The 5,460-nt window shown below is 27.1% G+C and carries 3 protein-coding genes; all 3 read left to right on the forward strand.

All coding sequences use genetic code 11. The annotated features are described in order from the left end of the window. Nucleotides 1–51 precede the first annotated feature (51 nt). The 3 genes from GBZ86_RS12110 to GBZ86_RS12120 all read left to right on the forward strand — a co-directional run bounded on the left by GBZ86_RS12110 (nt 52) and on the right by GBZ86_RS12120 (nt 5,344). Nucleotides 52–552 carry a DedA family protein gene (locus tag GBZ86_RS12110; RefSeq protein WP_152891014.1) on the forward strand — a complete coding sequence of 167 codons (501 nt, stop codon included), beginning with the start codon at nt 52–54 and terminating at the stop codon, nt 550–552. A gap of 214 nt (nt 553–766) precedes the next feature. After that, nucleotides 767–3,835, forward strand: coding sequence for an alpha-mannosidase (locus GBZ86_RS12115; RefSeq protein WP_152891016.1), 3,069 nt, complete (start codon nt 767–769; stop codon nt 3,833–3,835). A gap of 207 nt (nt 3,836–4,042) precedes the next feature. Continuing rightward, entirely contained in the window at nt 4,043–5,344 is a 1,302-nt protein-coding gene (locus tag GBZ86_RS12120) for a glycoside hydrolase family 125 protein (protein ID WP_152891018.1), read from the forward strand. Nucleotides 5,345–5,460: the final 116 nt, after the last annotated feature.

The raw sequence follows: 5,460 nt of genomic DNA on the forward strand, positions 1-5,460 counted from the left end.
ATAATAAATATATATTTATAATTTTAATTAAGAGGAAAAAAGAGGAAAAAAATGAACATACAAGATGTACTAAATTATTTTTCAACCTATGGAACAATGTTATTATTTATTATTGTTTTTTTAGAGTATTTAAATTTACCAGGTTTGCCAGCAGGGGTAATTATGCCAGCAGCAGGAATATTAGTAGCACAAACTGATTTAAGTTTAAGCTTTGCAATTTTTATTTCAGTAGTTGCAGGAGTTTTAGGAAGCCTGGTTTTATATGGAATATCTTTTTATGGAGGAGCTCCATTACTAGAATGGATACTTAAAAAATTTCCAAAATTAAAACCTTCTGTAGATAAAACCATAGAAATAATGAAAAAAAGAGATTGTATAGGTATCTTTTTATGCAGGTTAATACCCGTATTAAGAACTATAGTTTCAATAGTGGCTGGAGTAGCAAAGTTAAATCCTATTAAGTTTATTATATCATCAACCTTTGGTATAACTATTTGGAACTTAGTTTTCATATTAGCAGGATATTTTTTTGGGGATTGGTTTTTAAAGTAAATAAAGATTTTTACATATGAAAAAATTTCTCGCTTTTTAGATAAAAGGCAATAAATCATTAAAAGACATGTAATAAGTAAATTTTATTACATGTCTTTTAATATAATTATATATTAATAAAAATCAATATAAAACTATGATTTGCACACTTTACTTTAAAATGTTCATAATGTATTTTTAAATGTATAAGATAACATTTACATGAGGTGATAAAATGCTTTACGAAATGAATGAATATAGAAATGTGGTAAACGGTTTATTAGAGAAAATAGAAAAAGCAATATATAATATAGTTTCACCATTAGATATAGACATATATGCTACCAAAGAACCAGTAGCTTATAGGGATAGATTTATTGGAGAAAAGAAAAAAGGTATTATAGGTGAATCTTGGGGAGAACTTTGGGATTGTGCTTGGTTTAATTTTAAAGGAACTGTACCAAAAGAAGTAGACGGTAAGAAAATAGTTGCATTAATAGATGTAAGTGGAGAAGCTTTTGTGGTAGACGATAAAGGAACACCTATAAAAGGACTTACTACTTTAAATTCTGAATTTGATTATACATTAGGTAAGCCAGGAAAAAGAGAAATAGAACTATTTAAAGTTTCTAAAGGAGGAGAAGAGGTTAATATATGGGCGGATTGTGCCTGTAATGACTTATTTGGTAAATATCAAAATAATGGTATTATAAAAGACGCATACATAGCTATATGTAATGAAGAGGTAAAAAAATTATATTTTGACATAGAAGTTCTTGTAGAATTATTAGATGAATTGCCAAAAGATAGTGCTAGATATCATAGAGTATTAAATTCTTTATATGAAGCTTCAAAGATTTTAAGTATAAAAACAGGTATGAGCGGATGTGAATTTTTAAAGGATGGAATAGTCAGTCAAGAAGAAATTAATACATTAAATAGTGACGAAGTAACTAAAGCAAGAAATATATTAAGTAAAGAACTTTTAAAAAAAGCTGGTGATGAATCTTTAACTTTATCTGCTATTGGACATGCACACATAGATTTAGCTTGGTTATGGCCTATAAGAGAAACTATAAGAAAAGGGGCTAGAACTTTTTCTACTGTATTATCAAATATGGATAAATATCCAGATTATGTATTTGGAGCAAGTCAACCACAGTTATATCAATGGATGAAGGATGAATATCCTGAGTTATATAGTAAAATAAAAGAAAGAATAGAAGAGGGTAGATGGGAAGCACAAGGAGCTATGTGGGTAGAACCAGATACTAATGTACCATCAGGAGAATCTTTAGTTAGACAAATACTTTATGGTAAAAGGTATTTTAGAGAAGAATTTAATAAGGATATGAAATCTTTATGGCTTCCAGATGTGTTTGGTTATTCAGCAGCATTGCCACAGATTCTTAAAAAAAGTGGCATAGATTATTTTATGACTATAAAATTATCATGGAATAATCATAATGAATTTCCACATCATACATTCATTTGGGAGGGATTAGATGGTAGTAAAGTACTTTCACATATGCCTCCAGAAGGAACATACAATAGTTCAGCGGCACCAAGAGCTGTTAAAAAAGCTGAAAAAGCTTTTTTAGATAAAGCATTATCAGAGGAGTGTTTAATGCTATTCGGAATTGGTGATGGAGGTGGTGGTCCAGGAGAGGAACACTTAGAAAGGTTAGAAAGAGAAAAAAATTTAAATGGATTAATTCCAGTTAAACAAGAAAAATCTTTAGAATTCTTTAAAAGAATTGAAAAAGATATGGGTAAGTACAATATATGGAGTGGTGAACTGTATTTAGAAAAGCATCAAGGAACATATACTACTCATGGTAAAAATAAAATGTATAATAGAAAGATGGAAATAGCTTTAAGAAATTTAGAGTTAATATCTGTACAAGCTATGTTGGAAAAGGATATAGAATATCCACAAGAAGAAATAGAAAAAGTATGGAAGGAAGTACTTTTATATCAATTTCATGATATTTTACCAGGTTCATCTATTGAAAGAGTTTATGATGAGTCAGTAGAAGCCTATAAAAAATTATTAAATAAAGTAGAAAAGTTAACAGAAAAAATAAAAAAACAAATTATTGAAAATGAAAATGGTTATAAAGAAGGAATACTTTTAACTAATTCATTAAATTGGCAAAGAGAAGAATGGATTAAATTATATGATAAATGGACTAAAGTAAAGGTGCTACCATTAGGTGGAAAAGTAATAAATAAAGAATCCATAAATAATTATTGTGAAATATGTACTTTAAATGTATGTAATGAAATCTTAGAAAATAGTTTAATAAAGATAGAGTTTTATGCAGATGGAAGTATAAAAGGAGTATACGATAAAGAGCTTAAAAGAGATGTTCTCAAATCTTATAAAAATAATGTTTTAGAAGTTTATGAGGATAATGGAGATGCATGGGACTTTTCACAAGTTTATAAAGATAGACCAAAAAGTGAATTTAAATTTAAAAAAGTTAATTTTAAAATAGAAGGACCTAAAGCAATAGTTACTCAAAAATATAATTATAATAAGTCTTTATTAGAGCAAAATATAATTATCACTGAAGGTAGTAAAAGAATAGATTTTGAAACGAAGGTTAATTGGCAAGAAGATGGTAAAATGTTAAGAACATCATTTCATGCTAATGTTCATACAAGGGAAGCAACTTGTGAAATACAATTTGGTAATATAAAAAGATCTACTCACTGTAATACATCTTGGGATATGGCAAAGGGAGAAGTATGTGCTCATAAATGGGTAGATTTATCACAAAGAGATTATGGTATAGCTTTGTTAAATGATTGTAAATATGGTTATAACATTTCAGAAACTACAATAGATTTAAATCTTTTAAGGAGCCCGGCTTATCCAGATCCTAATGCAGATAGAGGAAATCATGTATTTAAATATGCATTATTACCTCACAAAGGCGATTATATAGAAGGAAATGTAGTAAAAGAGGCTTATAATTTTAACATTCCTTTGCAGGCAACTTACACAGATAAACTTATTAATACTAATAGCATAGAATCTTTATTAACTTTAGATTGTGAAAATATAATAGTTGAAAGTATTAAAAAAGCGGAATTTAGTAATGATGTAATAGTAAGATTATATGAATGCCATGGAAATGATGCTAAAGTTAAAATAAATTTTAATAAAGATTATAAGAATATAGAATTAGTAAATTTAATAGAAGATCCTATAAAGCAAGAAAAATTTGATAGTAGCAAATTAGAATTAAAATTTTCTCCATTTGAAGTTCATACTTTAAAAATAATTAGAAAATAAATTATAAATCATCTTTAATTTTATATAAAAATTAAAGATGATTTTTCTTATTAATTTTGTTCTATGTAGCAATTTTAGATTTATCAGACAAATTTTAGATTAGAAGATTAAGACTATTGGAAATACAAATGAAATGGTATACAATGAACCTATAATGATAATTTTAATAGTTTAGAGGAAATAAAGTACATAGTATGGGGGAGCGTTATGAGAAATACATCTAATATATTAACAGAAAATATTAAAGAAGTTGTAAGAAAAATAGGAGAAGAGTTATCAGAAAAAATAGAAAATGAAAAGTTAAAAACTATGTTTTACAATTGTTTTATAAATACAGTTGAAACTACAGTAGAAGTGTCAGAAAATGATACTTTTGTAATAACGGGTGATATTCCTGCTATGTGGCTTAGAGATTCTACATCACAGGTAGAGCATTATTTGCCATTTGTAAAAAAGTATCCCCAGTTAAAGGATATGTTTATAGGTCTAATAAAAAGACATGTTCAATGTATATTTATTGATCCTTATGCAAATGCCTTTAACAAAGAAGCTAACGGAGAGAAGTGGGATAATGATATAACTAAGGATAGTCCTTGGGTATGGGAAAGAAAATATGAAATAGACTCTCTATGTAATCCTATAAGATTAATATATAAGTATTGGAAGGAATCTGGAGATGATACTTTCTTTGATGAAGATATAAAAAAAGTATTTAATATAATTATAGATTTATGGACAAGAGAAAAATATCATAGAGAAAAATCTGATTATAGCTTTATAAGATTAAATTGTACTCCTCAAGATACTTTAAGCCATGAAGGATTAGGAGCTCCAGTAGCCTATACAGGTATGACTTGGTCAGGTTTTAGACCAAGTGATGATGCATGCAAATATGGTTATTTAATTCCAGCTAATATGTTTGCTGTAGTAGCTTTAAAACAGATTGAAGAAATAAGTGAAGTAATATATAAAGAAGAAGCATTAAGAGATAAAGCAATTTTATTAAGAAAAGAAATTGAAGAGGCTATTGAGACTTATGGAAAAGTTAAAAAAGAAGGCTTTGGTATGGTATATGCTTATGAAACAGATGGTTTAGGTAATTATAATTTTATGGATGATGCTAATGTACCAAGTTTATTATCAATTCCATATATAGGATTTAAAGATATTGATGATGAAATATACAAAAATACAAGAAAATTTATATTAAGCAAAAATAATCCATATTATTATGAAGGAAAATTTGCAAAGGGCATAGGTAGTCAACATACTCCAGAAAATTATATTTGGCCAATAGCACTTTCCATGCAAGGACTTACTACTAATAATGAAGAAGAAATACAAGAATTAGTAAAAGTTTTAATTAATACAGATGGTGGAACTAATTTTATGCATGAAGGATTTCATTGTGATGAGCCTACTAAATTTACTAGAGATTGGTTTGCTTGGGCAAATTCTTTATTTGCAGATTTTATCTATAAAAAAGTAATTTGTAAAGATAATAACTAATTTAAATAAATAAGCTATGATTATTCTTATTAAATAAAAAGAATCATGGCTTTTATTAATTTAAATTATAAATTTTATACAAATTTAATTAAAGTAAACACGAATTGTATAAAATT

The organism is Clostridium tarantellae, from assembly GCF_009295725.1.
Classification (GTDB): Bacteria; Bacillota; Clostridia; order Clostridiales; family Clostridiaceae; genus Sarcina; species Sarcina tarantellae.

Bases quoted from the DNA above. Each gene is read 5' to 3' on its own strand.
- GBZ86_RS12110 (WP_152891014.1), top strand. From the start codon at position 52: ATGAACATACAAGATGTACTAAATTATTTTTCAACCTATGGAACAATG.
- GBZ86_RS12115 (WP_152891016.1), top strand. From the start codon at position 767: ATGCTTTACGAAATGAATGAATATAGAAATGTGGTAAACGGTTTATTA.
- GBZ86_RS12120 (WP_152891018.1), top strand. From the start codon at position 4,043: ATGAGAAATACATCTAATATATTAACAGAAAATATTAAAGAAGTTGTA.